Origin of the sequence: Ramlibacter albus (assembly GCF_014297445.1) — a bacterium.
GTDB lineage: Bacteria > Pseudomonadota > Gammaproteobacteria > Burkholderiales > Burkholderiaceae_C > Ramlibacter > Ramlibacter albus.
The window spans coordinates 802,737-819,993 of the sequence record NZ_JACORU010000001.1 but is presented as its reverse complement, the minus strand read 5'-3'; the positions used below and the strand labels follow the sequence as shown (position 1 = coordinate 819,993).

At 70.6% G+C, this 17,257-nt stretch carries 11 protein-coding genes; 7 read left to right on the top strand and 4 right to left on the bottom strand.

From position 1 onward, the window contains the following. Nucleotides 1–5 precede the first annotated feature (5 nt). Nucleotides 6–1,505, bottom strand: a complete 1,500-nt coding sequence (locus tag H8R02_RS03870; RefSeq protein WP_187080013.1) for an FAD-linked oxidase C-terminal domain-containing protein — start codon at nt 1,503–1,505, stop codon at nt 6–8. Then, nucleotides 1,502–2,572, bottom strand: a complete 1,071-nt coding sequence (locus tag H8R02_RS03865; RefSeq protein ID WP_187080012.1) for an enolase C-terminal domain-like protein — start codon at nt 2,570–2,572, stop codon at nt 1,502–1,504. Before H8R02_RS03865 ends, H8R02_RS03870 begins: the two co-directional genes overlap by 4 nt. Before the next feature lie 116 nt (nt 2,573–2,688). Between H8R02_RS03865 and H8R02_RS03860 the strand changes: the two genes are divergently transcribed. The 6 genes from H8R02_RS03860 to H8R02_RS03835 all read left to right on the top strand — a co-directional run bounded on the left by H8R02_RS03860 (nt 2,689) and on the right by H8R02_RS03835 (nt 13,158). After that, complete coding sequence (locus tag H8R02_RS03860; RefSeq protein WP_187080011.1) at nt 2,689–3,468, top strand: class I SAM-dependent methyltransferase; 780 nt, start codon at nt 2,689–2,691, stop codon at nt 3,466–3,468. A 185-nt stretch (nt 3,469–3,653) separates the two neighbouring features. Continuing rightward, nucleotides 3,654–9,332 (top strand): ESPR-type extended signal peptide-containing protein, encoded by a 5,679-nt coding sequence (locus H8R02_RS03855; protein WP_187080010.1) that lies wholly within the window; start codon nt 3,654–3,656, stop codon nt 9,330–9,332. 15 nt (nt 9,333–9,347) lie between these two features. Then, complete coding sequence (locus tag H8R02_RS03850) at nt 9,348–9,794, top strand: hypothetical protein (protein WP_187080009.1); 447 nt, start codon at nt 9,348–9,350, stop codon at nt 9,792–9,794. Then, nucleotides 9,775–10,920 (top strand): DUF2827 domain-containing protein, encoded by a 1,146-nt coding sequence (locus H8R02_RS03845; RefSeq protein ID WP_187080008.1) that lies wholly within the window; start codon nt 9,775–9,777, stop codon nt 10,918–10,920. The genes H8R02_RS03850 and H8R02_RS03845 overlap by 20 nt, the downstream gene beginning before the upstream one ends. Before the next feature lie 7 nt (nt 10,921–10,927). Then, complete coding sequence (locus H8R02_RS03840; protein ID WP_187080007.1) at nt 10,928–12,037, top strand: DUF2827 domain-containing protein; 1,110 nt, start codon at nt 10,928–10,930, stop codon at nt 12,035–12,037. Next, nucleotides 12,034–13,158, top strand: a complete 1,125-nt coding sequence (locus tag H8R02_RS03835) for a DUF2827 domain-containing protein (protein ID WP_187080006.1) — start codon at nt 12,034–12,036, stop codon at nt 13,156–13,158. Before H8R02_RS03840 ends, H8R02_RS03835 begins: the two co-directional genes overlap by 4 nt. Nucleotides 13,159–13,167: 9 nt before the next feature. On the opposite strand, the gene H8R02_RS03830 is transcribed toward H8R02_RS03835, so the two are convergent. Both H8R02_RS03830 and H8R02_RS03825 read right to left on the bottom strand, forming a co-directional pair. Then, on the bottom strand, nt 13,168–14,928 hold the full coding sequence (locus H8R02_RS03830; RefSeq protein ID WP_187080005.1) for a sensor domain-containing diguanylate cyclase: 1,761 nt from the start codon (nt 14,926–14,928) through the stop codon (nt 13,168–13,170). Then, nucleotides 14,918–15,787: a LysR substrate-binding domain-containing protein gene (locus H8R02_RS03825; protein ID WP_187080004.1), complete on the bottom strand. Its 870-nt coding sequence runs from the start codon at nt 15,785–15,787 to the stop codon at nt 14,918–14,920. Before H8R02_RS03825 ends, H8R02_RS03830 begins: the two co-directional genes overlap by 11 nt. A gap of 73 nt (nt 15,788–15,860) precedes the next feature. Between H8R02_RS03825 and H8R02_RS03820 the strand changes: the two genes are divergently transcribed. Beyond that, nucleotides 15,861–17,255 carry a M20 family metallopeptidase gene (locus tag H8R02_RS03820; RefSeq protein ID WP_187080003.1) on the top strand — a complete coding sequence of 465 codons (1,395 nt, stop codon included), beginning with the start codon at nt 15,861–15,863 and terminating at the stop codon, nt 17,253–17,255. Nucleotides 17,256–17,257: the final 2 nt, after the last annotated feature.

The following is a 17,257-nucleotide window of genomic DNA, read 5'->3' as shown; positions in this document are numbered from 1 at the left end:
GGTTTTCAGAACCGCTCGATCCCGGGGTGCGCGAGCCGGCCGCCGCGCACCACCATCTTCCCGTACTCCGCGCAGCGGTTCAGCTGCGGGATCACCTTGCCCGGGTTGAGCAGCCCCTTGCCGTCGAACGCGCGCTTGACGGCCAGCATCTGCTCGCGCTCTTCGGTGGTGAACTGCACGCACATCGAGTTGAGCTTCTCCACGCCCACGCCGTGCTCCCCGGTGATCGTGCCGCCCATCTGCACGCTGGTCTCCAGGATGTCCGCGCCGAACTGCTCGCAGCGGTGCAGCTGGTCGGGCTCGTTCGCATCGAACAGGATCAGCGGGTGCAGGTTGCCGTCGCCCGCGTGGAAGACGTTGGCGCAGCGCAGGCCGTACTTCTTCTCCATCTCCTGGATCGCGAGCAGGATGTCGGCCAGGCGCTTGCGCGGGATCGTCGAGTCCATGCACATGTAGTCGGGGCTGATGCGGCCCGACGCGGGGAAGGCGTTCTTGCGCCCGCTCCAGAACCTCAGGCGCTCGGCCTCGTCGCGGCTGACGGCAATGGCCGTCGCGCCCGCGCCGCGCAGCACCTCGGTCATGTGGCCGATCTCTTCCTCCACCTCCTCGGGCGTGCCGTCGCTCTCGCACAGCAGGATGGCTTCGGCCGTGAGGTCGTAGCCGGCATGCACGAAGTCCTCGACGGCGGCCGTCATCGGCTTGTCCATCATCTCCAGGCCCGCGGGGATGATGCCCGCGGCGATCACGGCGGCAACCGCATCGCCCGCTTTGCGCACGTCGTCGAAGCTCGCCATGATGCAGCGTGCGAGCTGCGGCTTCGGCACGAGCTTCACCGTCACCTCGGTCGTCACGGCGAGCATGCCTTCGCTGCCGATGACGATGGCGAGCAGGTCGTAGCCGGCCGCATCGAGCGCATCGCTGCCGAACTCGACGGGCTCGCCCGCCGCGGTGAAGCCCTTGACCTTCAGCACGTTGTGCAGCGTCAGGCCGTACTTGAGGCAGTGCACGCCGCCGGAGTTCTCCGCGACGTTGCCGCCGATGGTGCAGGCGATCTGGCTCGAAGGGTCGGGCGCGTAGTAGAGGCCGTACGACGCGGCTGCCTCGCTGATCGCGAGGTTGCGAACCCCGCACTGCACGACGGCCGTGCGGCTGGCGGGGTCGAGCTTCAGGATGCGGTTGAACTTCGCGAGCGACAGCGTCACGCCCAGCCGGTGCGGCATCGCCCCGCCCGACAGGCCCGTGCCCGCGCCGCGCGCCACCACCGGCACTTCGAGCGCGTGGCAGGCCTTCAGCACGGCTTGCACCTGCGCCTCGTTCTCCGGCAGCGCAACGACGAGCGGCCGCTCGCGATAAGCCGTGAGCCCGTCGCATTCATACGGCGTGGTCTCCTCCAGGTTCCACAGCAGGCAATCGGGCGGAAGCACGTCCTGCAGCGCGGCCACCACTTCGGCCTGGCGTTCGGCGCGGTAGAGCAGGTCGGGGTCGGCGTCGGCGGGGGCGTTCATGCGGCGTATTTCTCGAGGGCGCGGTCGTCGAACTCTACGCCGGAACCGGGCGCTTCGGCATCGAGCACCGCGCAGCCGTCACGCAGCACCAGCGGCCGCTCGAGCACCGGGTTCCACCAGTCGGCGTATTCCAGCCAGGCAGCGGTGGGCGACGCCATCAGCAGCTGCGCGCTCACTTCCGGCCAGAGGTGGCTGGAGACCGGCACGCCATGCGCCTGCGCGAGCGCCGCCACGCGCATCCAGCCGGTCACGCCGCCGGCCTTCATCACGTCGGGCATGAAGTGGTCGCGCACGCCCGCGTCGAGCGCATGGCGGAAGTCCAGCGGGCCCCACCAGTTCTCGCCGGCCTGCAGCGGCGTCTTCGCTTCGCGTGCGAGACGCGCCAGCGCTTCGAAGTCATGTGCGAGCACCGGCTCCTCCACCCACGCGAGGCCCTCGGCGTCGAGCGCACGCAAGCGCCGCGCGGCCTCGGTGGCGCCCAGGCTCTGGTTGTAGTCCACCATGATCGCGAGCGACGGACCGACGGCCTCGCGCATCGCGCGGATCACCGCGATGTCCTCTTCGAGTGTCGGGTAGCCAATCTTTGCCTTCACGCCGCGCATCCCCTGCTTCGCACAGGCCTCCGCAGCCCGCGCGGAGCCGTCCACGCCGTCGTAGCCGATGCCGCCGTACGCCGGCACGGGCCGCGGCTGCGCGCCGAGCAGGCGAACGAGCGGCAAGCCCTGCGCACGCGCCTGCGCGTCCCACAGTGCCATGTCGATGCCGGCAAGCGCCATGCCGACCAGCCCCTGAGTGCCGAGCAGCCGGAAGCGCGCGTGCAAGGCGTCGGACTGCGCCGCCGGCGCGAGCACTTGCCCCGCCACCAGCGGCTCGAGGTTGCGCATCAGCTGCGCGACGGGCCCCAACGCTGCCGGCGTGTAGGTGAAGGTGAGGCTGTGGCCGGCTACGCCTTCGTCGGTGTGGACCGACAGCGCGACGAGCGGCGACACGGTGATCACGCCCGACGCGGTGCGATGCGGCGGCATCTCCACGAGGGCGCAGCGGACGTCGAAGCGGGTGATCTTCATCCGGCGACTCTAGGCGAGACCCCGGCGTTGCGGAAGTGAAGATTTTTCCAGCGCCCGTTGAATTCACATGAGATGGATCAACTGACGGCCCGCGCTCGCCCGGCAGGATCGGTTGCATGCTTACCGCCCTTGCCGCGCTCGCACTCGTGCTGGCCTCCACCGCGCTGTTCTTCTTCGTGTTCACGCGCGCGGCGCTGCTGGTGCGCACGCTCACGGGCGAGCGCAACCCGGCGGCGCACGTGTACCCCGTGTACTCCAACATGCGGCTGATCAAGATGGTGGACTTCCAGCCCGTCATCTCCGCCATCCTGCTGTTCCAGTACCACCGCCTCGTGTCGATGATCGTCGCCGGCCTGCGGGCCACGGACCTGCGCGGCAAGACGGTGCTCATCACATCCTGCGCTTTCGGTGACGTGATCCCGCGAGTGACTGCGGCCGCGTTCGCTTCGGGCGCCGAGCGCGTGGTCATCGTCGACCTGATCGAAAACGAACTGATCCACGCGAAGACGAAGCTCGCCCAGTGGGGCGAGCGCGTGCAGTACCTGCTGGGCGATGCCACCGCGATGACGCTCGCGCCCGGCTCGGTCCACGCCAACATCATGTTCTTCCTGCTGCACGAGCTGCCGCACGCGGAGAAGACCAAGGCGCTGGCGGAGGCCACGCGCCTGATGGCGCCGGGCGGCACGCTCTACCTCGGCGAATTCCACAAGCCCAAGCCTTGGGTGCTCAAGGCGCTGTCCTGGACCTACTTCAAGGTCTTCGAGCCGCTGGGGCTCGCCCTGTGGGACTGGCAGGACCCCGTCGCCCGCCTGAACGGCATGGGCGGCTGGCGTGCGGGCACCGAGACCTGCTTCTTCGGCAACTTCCAGGTCGTCACGGCTGCGCGGCAGGCGTAGCCCGCTCACTTACCTTCGTCTCCCCGGCCGCCCCAACCCCGGCGGCTGGGGCCTTTGGTACGCAATTCCCGCATTGCGCCAGCCGGAGGTATGACGCGCCCGCGTGGCCCGCTGCCTAACGTGGATGCGGGAGCCACTGAAGGGCGAGACGGACCGCAGAAGTCCGCACGCCGGCGGAGCGGTCGATGCATTCCTTGAACCAGGCATATCGGTTGGTGTGGAACGACACCACGGGGACGTGGGTCGTGGCGCATGAACATGCGCGCGGGCGGGGCAAGGGCAAGTCCCGCGCGGTTGCGGCGGTCGTTCGCGCCCTGCTCGCCGGCCTCGGGCTGGCGGGCGCCTGCAGCGCGTGGGCCGACGTCCTGGTGACGGGGGCTTCGGACGGTGTCCTGTCCATCCGCATCGGCAGCAACAGCGGGGCGACCACCACCACGGCCGGCAGCTCGGGCGTCGCCGTCGGCTACGCCGCTTCCGCCAGCAACAACGCGGTGGCCGTCGGTACCAGCGCCGTGGCGGCCGGCAGTGCGGCGGTGGCGATCGGCGACCATGCCTCCACGGGCGTCGCGATGCTCTACGCCGTCGCAGTCGGAAGCTTCGCCAATGCGTCGGCGGACTACTCCTTCGCGCAAGGCTTCCAGTCGCTGGCAAGCGGCAGCCAATCGATCGCGATCGGCCGCAGCGCCAGCGCCACCGCCAACGATGCGGCCGCGCTGGGCTTCCAGGCCGCCGCGAGCGCCACCAACGCCGTCGCCTTCGGGCGTGAGTCGAAGGCCAGCGCGAACAATGCCGCGGCGTTCGGCTACCGGGCGAACGCAAGCCTCGCGGACTACGTCGCGCTCGGCGCGAATTCGACCGTCACCGCAGTTTCCGGAACCAGCCTCCTGACCAACATCGCCGCTCCGGCCTCTGCCGTGTCGGTGGGCAGTGCGACGGCGCGGCGCCGTATCCAGAACGTCGCGGACGGCGCGGCCGCCCAGGACGCCGTCACGGTGGCGCAGCTGTCCACCGGCATGTCGACGGTCACGTCGATCTCCACGCAGGTCGACGGCATGTCGACGCAACTCGCCACGTTGCAGACCAGCGTCGACGACCTCGACACCGCCCTCAACTCGCCGTCGGTTCGCATCGGCTCGGGCACCACCGTGGGCACCTTCGGCGTGGCGGTCGGCGCGAACGCGGTCGCCGGTGAAACGGGCGTGGCCATCGGCCAGTCCGCGACCAGCGGCAACACGGGCGTCGCGGTCGGCAAGCTCGCCAACGCCGCCGACAACAGCGTCGCCCTCGGCCTGCAGGCGGGCGCCGCCGGCGTGGGTGCAACGGCGGCCGGCTACCAGAGCTCGGCGACGACCGATGCGGCTGCGCTGGGCCGGCGCGCCCAGGCGACCGCGTCCGGCGCGGTCGCGATCGGCACCAACACGGTCGCCAGCCATGCCAACTCGGTGGCCATCGGCATCGGCTCGCAGACGGCGGACACGTCGCGCGCCGCCTACCTCAATGGGGGTACGCCGTCAGGTGGTGGCGTGTCCATCGGCGCGACGGGCCTGACCCGCCGCATCCAGAACATGGCCGATGGCGCGGAAGACACCGACGGCACGACGGTCGCGCAGCTGAAGACTCTCTCGACGGCGACCGCGACCAGCCTGGCCGCGACCAACGCGTCGGTCACTTCGCTCTCCACAACGGTGTCGGGCGGGCTGGCGGGCGCGAACTCGTCGATCGCTTCACTCTCCACGACCGTGACCAGCGGCCTGTCGACCGCCACGTCGTCGATCGTCTCGCTGTCGACCGGCGTCGCATCGATCTCGACGCGCCTGTGGGATTCGGACACCGTGGCGCTCGGCGCGTCGAACCTGGGCACCGGCGCCGACGCCGTCTCGCTCGGCCACTACACGCGCGCGGGCGACTATGCCGTTGCCGTGGGCATGGGCGCGTCGGCCGAAGGAGGGAGCTCGGTCGCGGTCGGAGACTCGTCCTATGCGCGAGGCGCCAATTCGATCGCGCTCGGCGTGGGCACCGTCGCCGGGTCCGGTGCGGATTCCGCGGTCGCCATCGGGAAGCTGGCCGTGTCGAACGGCGTGTCGGCAGTGGCGCTCGGCGCCAATTCGCGCGCGCCGGCCACCGGTGCCGTCGCCCTGGGGTCCAGCGCGCGGGCGCAGGCCGCCGGTGCCGTCGCGCTCGGCGAGAACTCGAAGGCCACGACCGTGAACGTCGTGTCGGTCGGCGATGCGGCCAGCGGGCTGACGCGCCGCATCCAGAACATGGCGGACGGCACGCTCGCTTCGGACGGCGCGACCGTCGCGCAGGTGGCGGTCGCCACGAGTGGCGTCGCATCGCTGTCGACGCGCGCGAACGGCATCGAGGCCAATGTCAGCACCGCGACCACGAACATCGCCGGCCTCACGACGCGCGCGACCGACCTCGAATCGCGGACCACCACCGCCGAGAGCGGGATCACGTCGCTCGGCACGCGCGCTACCGCGCTCGAGTCGAGGACCACGGCGGCCGAAGGCACACTCACGACGCTGGGCACGCGGGCCACGAACCTCGAATCGAGGACCACCACGGCGGAAAGCCTCCTCGCCACCTTGGGGACTCGCACCACCAGCGTGGAGTCACGCACCACCACCGCGGAAAGCGACATCACGGCGCTGGGCGCGCGGGCCACGACGCTCGAGTCGCGAACCACCACCGCCGAAGGTGTGCTCGCCACGCTGGGGACGCGCACGAACAGCCTCGAGACGCGAACCACCATGGCCGAAAGCGGCATCGGCTCGCTGTCCACGAGCCTCGCCGGCCCCACGGTGCGGATCGGCAACGCCGCCGCGGTGACCTCCGCCGCCGGTGTCGCCATCGGCCGCGACGCGCGGGCCACGCACGACAACTCGGTTGCGCTGGGCGCGGGCTCGCGCACCGAGGCCACCACCCAGGCGGCCTGGCTCACCGGATCGACGCCGACCGCCGGCGCCGTGTCGATCGGCGACAGCGCCACCGGCGCCACGCGCCGGCTGCAGAACGTGGCCGACGGCGCGCAGGACGGGGATGCGGCGACGGTGCGCCAGCTGTCGACCTCGGCTCGCGCGCTCAGCACGTCCATCGGCGCGACGGCCGATTCGGTGGCGTCGCTGTCCACGGCGACGAACGACACGTTCAACACCCTGTCCACCGCCGCGAGCAACGCGATCACGTCCTTGTCGACCGCCTCGAACAACGCGGTCACGTCGCTGTCGACTGCTTCGAACAACGCTGTCACATCCCTGTCCACCGCGACGAACGCCTCGCTCGCGGCGCTGTCCACCAGCACGGGCAGTGCGCTGGGCTCGCTGTCGACCGGCCTGGCGGCGACCGCAGGCGCGGTCACGTCGCTCTCGACAAGCACCGGTTCGGCGATCGCATCCCTGTCCACCGGCACCGATACGGCGGTCACCTCGCTGTCCACCGGCACCGCGGGCGCGGTGGCCTCGCTGTCCACCACCTCCCGCGCCGCCATCGCGTCCCTGTCTTCCGCCTCGGCCGCGTCGCTGGCCTCGCTCTCGACAACCACCGGCACCTCCATCGGTTCCCTGTCCACCAGCACCCGCAGCGGGCTCGACACGCTCTCGACCGGCCTGGCGGCGACAGCGGGTGCGGTCACGTCGCTCTCGGCAAGCACGGGCTCGGCCATCACGTCCCTCTCGACGGGCACCGACGCGGCCGTCGCCTCGCTGTCCACCAGCGCCGCGGCCTCGCTCGTGTCGGTGTCCACCGGGCTCGCGGCAACGAACAGCACCGTGGCTTCGCTCTCCACCAGCGCGGGCGCCGCGGTGGGCTCGCTCTCCACGGCCGTCGCCGCAACGCAGGGCGCCGTCACCTCGCTGTCCAGCGGGCTCGGCGCCGCGAACAACGCGATCGCATCGCTGTCGACCGCCACCGGCGCATCCATCGGTTCGCTGTCCACCAGCGTGGCGTCGTCCGTCGGGTCGCTCTCCGCCGGCGTCAGCGGCGCCACGAGCGCGATCGCGTCGCTGTCCACCGCCACCGGCACCTCGCTCGGGTCGCTGTCCACCGGCCTGAGCAGCACCGCGAGCACGCTGGGCTCGCTGTCCACGTCGGCGTCCACGGGCCTGGTCGCCGCCACGAGCGGCATCAGCTCGCTGTCGACCGGCTTGAGCAGCACGGCCAGCACGATCGGCATCCTGTCGACCTCCGTGTCCACGGGCCTGAGCAGCGCGGCCAGCGGCATCTCGTCACTCTCCAGCGGTGTCACTTCCACGGCGAGCGCGCTCGGCTCGTTGTCCACGTCCACCTCCAGCGCGCTCAGCGCGGGGGCCAGCACGGTGGCCTCGCTGTCCACGGCCACGGCGGCCGGGCTCAGCACCGTCGCCGGCAGCGTAGCGTCGCTGTCGACCGGCCTCAGCACCACGACTGCTTCGCTCTCGTCGAGCGTGGCCAGCGCCGCCAGCACCATCGGCTCGCTGTCCACCGGCTTCTTCGGCCTGTCGTCCGGTGTCGCATCGCTGTCCAGCGGGCTCGTCGCGGCCAACACGAGCATCGCCTCGCTGTCCACATCGACGTCCTCCGGCCTCGCGTCGGTCGGCTCCATGCTCAATGCGGGGCTCGCGTCGCTGTCGGCCAGCACCGTGAGCACGATGGCCGCGCTGTCGGCGAACGTCGCATCGCTGTCCACGTCGGTCTCGTCCTCGGCGGCGGGCGCCCCGGCCCCCGGGCCGGCCGCGTCATCCGCTCCCGCCCCGGCGCCCACGACCGCATCGACATCCACCACTGCGTCGGCTCCTGCGCCATCACCCGCGGCCCCCGCCGTCGCCCAAGGCGCGCAGGGGGTGCAAGGCGCCGGCGGCATCGCACCCGACCCGCTGCTCGTCACCTCGATCGCCAGCCTCAACGCAACCACCGCGCGCGTGGACAACCTCTCGCTCGACCTCAACACCCTCAACAGCGCCATCGCTTCGCTGTCCACCTCCGCCTCCACCGGCCACGGCGTGCAGGACGGGCAGATCCGCACACTGCAGACCCAGGTGCGCCTGGGCGGCGGCGAGGTCGACGGCGAAGGGGCCCGTGCATTCGGCGGCGGCTCGCGCGCCACGGGCGCGCAGGCGACGGCGGCGGGCGACTGCGCTTTTGCCAACGGCATGGCCGCGTCAGCGCTCGGCTACTGCGCGCGCACGGGCACCGGCACGGCGGCGGCCAACAACGCCACCGCGGTCGGCAGCAACGCGGCGGCGATGGCGGACGACGCCACCGCCGTCGGCTCTCGCACGCAAGCCATCGGCAGGGGCTCGGTCGCCATCGGCAACCAGGCGCGCGCGGAGAGCACCGGTTCGGTCGCCATCGGCGACGGGGCGGTCGCACGCTCCTCGGTCGCGGTGGGCGTGCAGGCGCAGGCGCAGGGCCTGAACACCACGGCCGTCGGGGACCGCGCGCAGGCCGTGGGCGACTATTCGGTGGCGCTGGGCAACAACAGCGTCGCGGCGGCGCCGAACTCGGTGGCCATCGGCAACGGCTCCACGGCCGAACAGCCCGGCACCGTCTCCGTCGGCAGCCAGGGCGCCGAGCGGCGCATCACGAATGTCGCGCCGGGCATCGCGCCCACCGACGCGGTGAACGTCTCGCAACTGCGCGACGTCGAGCGCCGTGCGTACGCGGGCGTCGCGATGTCCGTCGCCATGTCGTCGGCGCGGGTCGCGCTGTACGAAGCGGGCGAGATGGCGTTCGGCGCGGGCGTGGGCTACTACGGCGGCAACAAGGCACTGGCCGTCACGTTCCAGGGCGTCGACCGCACCGGGAAGATCACCTACAACGTCGGTGTCTCGAGCAACACGCGCGATTTCAGCGTGGGCGCGGGCATCGGCATCCGCTGGAAGTAACCACGAGAGGAAGCCATGCAAGCGAAGAAGTTCCTGACCGCGTTGTCCGCCGCGATCGCGCTCGCCGCGCCGGCCTGGTCGCAGACGCACTCCGATCCCGAGAAGAAGGCCGCCGGCACCTGGTACGGCGAATACCAGCCCGCGCCGCGGCAGGCGCTGCAGCGCTTCGTCACCACGCGCGCCGCCGACGGCACTTTCACGCTGCACGCGCGCATGTACGAGAACGGCAAGGTGGTGGCGGAGCTGAAGAACCGCGGCCTCTGGGGCGTCTCCAACGGCATGTACTTCACGGTCACGACCGAGGTGAACGACCTTCCCACAGAAGCGCGCAAGCCCGACGTGATCAACGCCTACCTGGTCCAGAAGCTCGAGGGCGACGAGTTCGAGTACATGCACGTCGCCTCCGGCAACCGCTTCCGCGTCAAGCGCGTCGAGGCCGGCAGTGTCCGCCTTCCGGACTGACGGCGGCCTGCGCATCGGCATCACGATCGGGCTGGGCGCCGAGGGCGAGTCGCTCTGGGTCAACGGCATCAAGCAGAACGCGATCTACCTGGCCGAGGCGCTCAAGCACGTCGAGGGCGTGGCGTCCGTGGTGCTCGTGAACACCACCGCCGTGGCCATCACGCCCGCGCTGCCGTGGGACCTGCAGCGCTGGCCTGCCGTCGCCTTCGATGCGGCGAAGGACGCGCTGGACGTGCTCATCGAGCTGGGCGGGCAGGTGAGTGCGCAGCAGACGGCTTACCTCAAGGAGCGCGGCACCCGGCTCGTGTCCTATTGCTGCGGCAGCGAGTACGTGAGCGTCATGGAGTCGGTGATGTTCGGCCGCCCCATGTTCGGCTACGAGCTCTTCGTCAACCCGCGCTACGACGCGGTGTGGGTGATCCCGCAGGTGGCCGGCAACAGCCTGCACTTCTTCCGCACGCTGCGCCGCCGCGAGCCGCGCATCGTGCCTTTCGTGTGGGACCCGGTCCTGCTGGTGCAGGCCGCGCAGGCGCTGCCGGGCGGCGGCGAATACCGCCCGCGCACCGGCGCGCGCCGGCTGAGCGTGATGGAGCCCAACCACGACGTGGTGAAGTTCTGCCTCTACCCGATCCTCATCGCGGAAGAGGCCTATCGCGCCGCCCCGGGCCTCGTCGGCATGCTGCACGTCACGAACGCGGAGCACCTGGCTACGCACAGCGCCGAATTCATCGCGTTGATGAACCAGCTCTCGCTCGTGCGCGACCACAAGGCCGCGTTCGTGGGCCGCTACGACACGCCGCAGTTCCTCTCGGCCGCCACCGACGTGGTCATATCGCACCAGTGGGACAACCCGCTCAACTACGCCTACCTGGAAGCCTGCTGGCAGGGCTACCCGCTGGTGCACAACGCGGCGCTATGCAGCGACCTGGGCTACTTCTACCCCGGCAACGACGTGCAGGCAGGCTGCGCGCGCCTGCTCGAGGCGCTCGACACGCACGACGCCGGCCACGACACCTACCGGCACCGCCAGCGCCAGGCGATGAGCCGCTACCTGCCCGGCCAGCGCGCGCTCACGCAGGCCTACGGCGAGCTGCTGCACGGCCTCATGCAGGCCCCGCTCACCTGAGGCAGCCATGAACGTCGGCATCTCCGTCTTCGCCTCGCCCGGCTCCAACGTGTGGAGCAGCGGCGTCAACCAGAACATCGCGTTCCTCGTGCACCTGCTGCGCCACTCGCCGGGCGTGGGCGGTATCTACCTCGTCAACGGCGGCGACGGCGACGCGCTGCCCGAAGGCATGGCCGATGCCTTGCCCGGCGTGCCGCTGGTGCGGCCCGCGGATGTGACGCACAAGGTCGACGTCGTCATCGAGATGGGCGCGCAGCTGCCGCTGGAATGGATGAAGCACGTGCGCGCGCTCGGCGCGAAGCTCGTGCTGTTCGTGGTGGGCCACACCTACGCGATGGCCGCGGAGAACCCGCTCTTCGGCCGCACGGGCGGGCTCACGTTCACGGGTGCCCCATGGCACGAGGTGTGGACGCTGCCCCAGTACATGGACAGCTGCGCGCCGATGCTGCGCACGCTGGCGCGCGTGCCGGTGCATGCCGTGCCGCACATCTGGTCGCCCGCCTTCCTCGAGCGCAGCATCGCCGCGGGCGGGCAGGCCTTCGGGTTCGACCTGGGCAGCCGCTCGCCGCGCGCGGGCTGGCGCGTGGGCATCTTCGAGCCCAACATCTCCGTCGTGAAGAACGGCATGGTGCCCATGCTGGCGTGCGAGCAGGCGTACCGCACCAACCGCGGCGCGATCGACACGATGATGGTGATGAACAGCCTGCACATGAAGGAGCACCCCAGCTTCAACACGCTGGCCGCCGGCCTGGACCTGGTGAAGGACGGCCGCGCGTCGTTCGAGCCGCGTGTCGCGTTCGCCGAGTGCATGGGGCGCTTCCGGCTGGACGCGGTGGTGAGCCACCAGTGGGAGAACGCGCAGAACTACCTCTACTACGACGCGCTGCACGGCGGCTACCCGCTGGTGCACAACTCGCCGTTCCTGCGCGATGCGGGCGCGGGCCTGTTCTACGACGGCTTCGATGCTTTGGGTGCCGCCCGCGCACTGCTTGGCGCGCGCGACGAGGAGCCGGGCTACTGGCGCGAATACCGCACCGCGTCGAGAGCCTTCCTCGCCACGCTCGCACCGGACCGCGCGGAGAACGTCGCGGCTTTCAGGCGGAGGCTGGCCGCATGAGCGCCCCCGCCCGCAAGCTGCGCGTCGGCGTCACGCTGAACCTGCGTGACGCCACCCAGTCGATCTGGGAAAACGGCATCTTCCAGAACTGCGCCTTCCTCGCACAGCTGTTCAACCACTCGCCCGCCGTCGAAGAGGCGGTCATCGTCGCGCACGGCGCGGCCGCGGTGCCCAGCCCCGCGATGCTGCTGGAACACACGGGGCTGCGCTGCGTGGGGCTGGACGAGGCGATGTCGCTCGACGTCGTCATCGAGATGAGCGCGCTGCTCCCGGCCGACTGGGCCGCGGCCTTCCGCGCCAGGGGCGGCCGCTATGCGTGGATGCGCGTGGGCAACGACTACGTCATCGACATCGAGCGCGCGATGTTCGGCAAGCCCGCGGCCTCGCTCTACGACCACAAGCCGTACGACGCCATCTGGACCCTGCCGCAGTACGAGGAACAGTGCCGCGACTACTTCGGCATCCCCACGCGCGCGCCGGTGAAGGTGCTGCCGCACCTGTGGACGCCGCTGTTCTTCGATATCGGCATCCGCTCCCTGCCCGCCGGCACTTCGTTCGGCTACGTCGCGGGCAAGCCGCGCTGGCGCGTGTGCGCCTTCGAGCCGAACGTGTGCATGGTCAAGACCAGCATCATCCCGATGCTCGCCTGCGAAGAGGCCTACCGCCGGCGACCCAACTTCCTGGAGCAACTGCGCGTGTGCAACACGCTGCACCTGAAGGACCACGTGCAGTTCCTGCACATGGCGCGCTCGCTCGACGTGGTGCAGCACGGGGTGGCCACGTTCGAAGGTCGCTTCGCCGTGTACGAGTTCATGGCGAATTTCGGCGACTGCATCGTCTCGCACCAGTGGGCCAACGCGCAGAACTACCTCTACTACGAGGCGCTCTACGGCGGCTACCCGCTCGTGCACAACTCGCCGCTGCTGCGCGGCCACGGCTACTACTACCCGGGTTTCGATTGCGAAGCGGGCGGCGCCGCGCTGCTGCGCGCGCATGCCGAGCACGACCTGCGCATCGCCGACGCGAAGCGCAGCACGCGCGAGCTGCTGCAGTCGCTGGATACCGCGCACCCGGCCAATGTGGAGGCGTACACGCGCGAGCTGCTGGCGTTGTTTGCCTGAAGCCGGGCGTCAGCGCCCTTTGAGCGCACGCAGGGGCTCGGAATCGAACACCGACGGCGCCGTGGCCGGCTCGTCCACGCGGCCCAGGTGGTAGACGGCGCGCTTGGGGTCGCCGAGGAACAGGTCCAGCGCCTCGTTCGCGCGCTCCAGCAGCCGCTGCTCGTCCGCCGAGCCGTCGACGGTGGTGTGGGCGGAGGTGTCGGGCACAGGCAGCGTCACCACCTTCAGCCGCAACGCGAGGTCGTTCGGCATGTGCGGCAGCGGCTCGAGCCCGCGCGCCACCATGTGCGGCGCGAGCGCGCGCCGCGCTTCGTCCGGCTGCGGGCCTTCCACGAGGATGGCGAAGCGCGTGTTGCTGATGCGGCAGACGGTGTCGATCTCGCGCACGAGGCGCGACAGCCTGCCGGCCGCAACGACCAGCGCGCGGTCGCCGGCTTCGCGCCCCTCGCGCGCGACGATCTCCGCATGGTTCGCCACCTCCACCAGCAGCAGCGCCGCGGGGTGGTCGAGGCGCCGTGCGCGCCGCAGCGAGTCGCGCAGGCGCAGGCGCAGCACGGGCACCACGGCCAGGCCGGTGAGCGGGTCGGTGCTGTCCAGCGCACGCAGGCGAGCGCGGTTCTCGCTGAACTCGCGCGCCCGCCAGTGCAGGATGAACAGCAGCAGCGGGATCTCGATGGCCGAGCCGATCAGCACCGCATACTGCGACGCCCAGCTATCCGGCAGCACGCCCGACGCGCGCAGCGCGGGGAACGGATAGGCGAGGTGGATCGGCAGGAAGCCCAGAAAGATCCACAGCGACCAGCGCTCGCCGCGCCGCCACGTCCACAGGCACAGCGTGATGCTCAGCACGACGGCCGCGAGGCCGTAGATCATCAGCACCGCATACGACCACGCGGAAGTGAACGCCGTGTACACGGCGGCGAAGAGCACGCCGAAAATGCAGAAGCCGATGGTGAGGCGATCCACGAGGGGGCTGTGCCTTTGCAACGCCACCGACTCGCGAATGTTCCAGATGCCCGCCGCCGTCATCAACAGCATGAAGAGCGCGGGAGACGCGTCGTTGAACGCCGCCGACGTGGGCCATACGAACAGCCCGCCCATGCCGGTGTACGCCAGCTGGAACAGCAGCATCATCAGCACGTAGGTGCAGTAGGAGTGGAACGCCCGCTCGCCATACAGGTAGCCCTGCGTCACGCCCACCAGCAGCACCAGCAGGCCGAAGCCGAGATAGCCGCCCACCAGCAGGAAGGTCCACTGGCGCGATTGCTGCAGGTCGTCCTCGTCCAGCAGCTTGACGAAGGGGCTGAGCGGCGCCGGGCGGTTCTCGATGCGCAGCCACGCCGGGCCCGCCGCGTCCGCGGAGAACAGCGGCGCGATGTGCGGGTGCGGCCACTGCGACACCGGCACGAAGTCGCCGGCGCGCTGCTCGCGCCAGCGCCCGTCGGTGCCGCGTGTGAAGAAGCTCGCGCGGTCGATGAAGGCGCCGCCGGAAAGTGCCACGTAGCGGTGCTGCTCGCCTGCGCGCGGCGGCAGGTCCAGGCGCAGCCACATGGCCTTGCCTTCCAGTGCGAAGGCTTCGTGTTTTTCCAGGGGCTTGAGTGCCAGCGCACCGGCGTCCACCTGTTGCACGGTGGCCGTGCGCGTGGGGTCGATGCCGTACTGGGCGGTGGTCGTGATGTCGGCGGAGGCGGCGCGCGCGCACGCCGCCGCGAGCAGCAGCGACGCGAGCGCGACCGCCCAGCGACCGGACTTCAGGACTTCACCCCACACTCTTCTTCAGCCACTCCGCGAAAGCCGCGCATTCCCACCGCTCCATCGTGCCCGTGCGCCAGCAAAGGTAGTGCGCGTGCGGGCTCGGCACGTTGCGCGGCGACAGGCGCTCCAGCGTGCCGTTCTCCAGCCAGGGCTGGCCCAGTTTCAGCCGGACCAGCGCGATGCCCAGGCCTTGGGCCGCAGCATCGCACATCAGCCCGATGTCGTTGAACGAGGAGCCCTCGGCCGGCTCCGGCGCGTCCACGCCGTGCGCGAGGAACCACGTGCGCCAGGGCTCCAGCGGGCTCTTGATCAACTTGGCGGCCAGCAGGTCTTCCACGGTGTCGAAAGGGCCGTGCTCGCGCAGGAAGGCGGGCGCGGCGAGCGGCGTCACTTCGTCGGTGAGCAGGCACAGGTGCTCCACGTCGGCGTAGCGGCCGGTGCCGAAGCGGATCATCAGGTCCGCGTCCTCGGCGACCACATCCAGCAGCGGGATGGAGACCTGCAGCGTGAGGTCGATCTCGGGATAGGCCTCGATGAAGGCGCGCAGCCGCGGCATCAGGATGGACCGCGCGAAGGTCGGCGTCACCGCCACGCGCAGCTTGCGCTTGCCCTGCGCCACGCCCTGGCCCGGGAAGCGGCCCAGCACCGCGAGCCCTTCGCGCACGTGGGCGAGGTATTCGCTGCCCTCGGTGGTGAGGGAGAAGTCGGAGCGGCCGAACAGCTTGGTGCCCAGGATCTGCTCCAGCTGGCGCACGCGGTGGCTCACCGCGCTGGGCGTGACGCACAGCTCTTCGGCGGCCTGCGTCACCGAGCGAAGCCGCGCGAGGGCTTCGAACGTCAGCAGGCACTGGATGGGCGGGATGCGCGCTGTCATGGGCAATCCCCCTATTGTCGCCGGGTGGGGGGCTGCCGCCATACTGTGCGCTCGCACAGCGAAGGAGCAGTCCATGGCCACACGCGAAGCGGCGATCGCCCGCGCCGAGACGTATTTCGACGAAGGCGGTTTCCTCGCCGACCTGCAGCGGCGCGTCGCCATCCCCACCACCAGCCAGGAGGCCGACTCGATGCCGGCCTTGCGCGAGTACGTGCAGGGCGAGATCGGGCCGTCGCTGTCGAAGCTGGGCTACCAGTGGCAGGTGTTCGACAACCCGCGGCCGAAGTACGGGCCGTTCCTCATCGCGCGGCGCATCGAGGGCGACGGCTTGCCCACCGTGCTGACCTACGGGCACGGCGACGTGATCCGCGGGCAGGACGAGCAATGGCGCGAAGGCCTGTCGCCGTGGAAGATCGTGCGCGAGGGCGACCGGCTCTATGGCCGCGGTACGGCGGACAACAAGGGGCAGCACACGATCAATTTCGGGGCGCTGCAGTGCGTGTTGAAGGAAGGGGGCGCGCTCGGGTTCAACTCCGTCATCCTCGTGGAGACGGGCGAGGAGACGGGGTCACCGGGGCTGGAGGAGTTCTGCCGCGAGCATCGCGACGAGCTCAAGGCCGATGTCCTCATCGCCTCCGACGGTCCGCGCCTGCAGCCGGGGCGGCCGACGATCTTCGGCGGCACGCGGGGCGCGCTCAATTTCGACTTGCGGTTGAAGTACCGCGAAGGCGGCCATCACTCCGGCAACTGGGGTGGGCTCATCGCCAACCCGGGCATCGTGCTCGCCCATGCCATTGCCTGCATCGCCGACGAGCGCGGGCAGATTCGTGTGCCGCAGTGGCGCCCCACCACGCTCACGCCTGCGGTGCGCGCGGCGCTCGCCGACGCGCACATCGAAGCCGGTGAGGATGGCCCGCAGGTCGACGAGAACTGGGGCGAGGCCTCGCTCACGCCGGCCGAGCGCGTGTTCGGCTGGAACAGTTTCGAGGTGCTGGCTTTCCGCACGGGCAACCCGGACCGGCCTGTCAATGCGATCCCGCCGATGGCCACCGCGCACTGCCAGTTGCGCTTCGTCGTCGGCACCGAACCCTCCGGGATCCTGCCCGCGCTGCGTCGCCATCTCGACAAGCATGGTTTCCAGGCCGTCGAGGTGATCCCGGCGAAAGAGGTCGTGATGAAAGCCACGCGCCTCGACCCCGAGAACCCGTGGGCGAAATTCGCGGCTGCTTCCCTCGAGCGTACCGCCGGCCGCAGGCCCGCCATCCTGCCCAACCTCGGCGGCTCGCTGCCGAACGACGTGTTCACCGACACCATCGGCATGCCGACGGTGTGGGTGCCGCACTCCTACGCCGCCTGCTCGCAGCACGCCCCCAACGAGCACCTCCTCGCGAGCGTCGCCCGCGAGGGCCTGCGGATCATGACGGGGATTTTCTGGGACGTGGGGGAGAAGGCCCAGGCTCCGACGTGAGC

Excerpts from the sequence above, each read along its gene's own strand:
- H8R02_RS03870 (WP_187080013.1), bottom strand. The coding sequence starts at position 1,505 with ATGAACGCCCCCGCCGACGCCGACCCCGACCTGCTCTACCGCGCCGAA.
- H8R02_RS03865 (WP_187080012.1), bottom strand. The coding sequence starts at position 2,572 with ATGAAGATCACCCGCTTCGACGTCCGCTGCGCCCTCGTGGAGATGCCG.
- H8R02_RS03860 (WP_187080011.1), top strand. The coding sequence starts at position 2,689 with ATGCTTACCGCCCTTGCCGCGCTCGCACTCGTGCTGGCCTCCACCGCG.
- H8R02_RS03855 (WP_187080010.1), top strand. The coding sequence starts at position 3,654 with ATGCATTCCTTGAACCAGGCATATCGGTTGGTGTGGAACGACACCACG.
- H8R02_RS03850 (WP_187080009.1), top strand. The coding sequence starts at position 9,348 with ATGCAAGCGAAGAAGTTCCTGACCGCGTTGTCCGCCGCGATCGCGCTC.
- H8R02_RS03840 (WP_187080007.1), top strand. The coding sequence starts at position 10,928 with ATGAACGTCGGCATCTCCGTCTTCGCCTCGCCCGGCTCCAACGTGTGG.
- H8R02_RS03835 (WP_187080006.1), top strand. The coding sequence starts at position 12,034 with ATGAGCGCCCCCGCCCGCAAGCTGCGCGTCGGCGTCACGCTGAACCTG.
- H8R02_RS03825 (WP_187080004.1), bottom strand. The coding sequence starts at position 15,787 with ATGACAGCGCGCATCCCGCCCATCCAGTGCCTGCTGACGTTCGAAGCC.
- H8R02_RS03820 (WP_187080003.1), top strand. The coding sequence starts at position 15,861 with ATGGCCACACGCGAAGCGGCGATCGCCCGCGCCGAGACGTATTTCGAC.